Genomic DNA, 245 nt, shown 5'->3' with positions numbered 1-245 from the left:
CTTGTAAGAAGATTTTTAATTGACTTTCCAGGAAAAACAGTTGGTTTAGTTTCTGTAGATCCTTCCAAAAGAAAAACTGGAGGTGCTCTTTTAGGAGATAGAATTCGTATGAATGCTATTAATAATCCTAGAGTTTATATGAGAAGTTTGGCTACTCGTCAATCTAACTTAGCACTATCAAAATATGTAAACGAAGCTGTTGAGGTTTTAAAAGCAGCAGAATACGATTTAATTATATTAGAAAC

General features: G+C 31.8%; 1 protein-coding gene. It reads left to right on the top strand.

Features of this window, described 5'->3' with window-relative positions:
- The coding region (locus H2O73_RS24250; protein WP_182110830.1) for a hypothetical protein at positions 1 to 245 on the top strand (245 nt) is incomplete at both ends.

Source organism: Vibrio marinisediminis (assembly GCF_014050145.1).
GTDB classification, from domain to species: domain Bacteria; phylum Pseudomonadota; class Gammaproteobacteria; order Enterobacterales; family Vibrionaceae; genus Vibrio; species Vibrio marinisediminis.
This window is presented reverse-complemented; position numbering and strand designations above follow the sequence as displayed.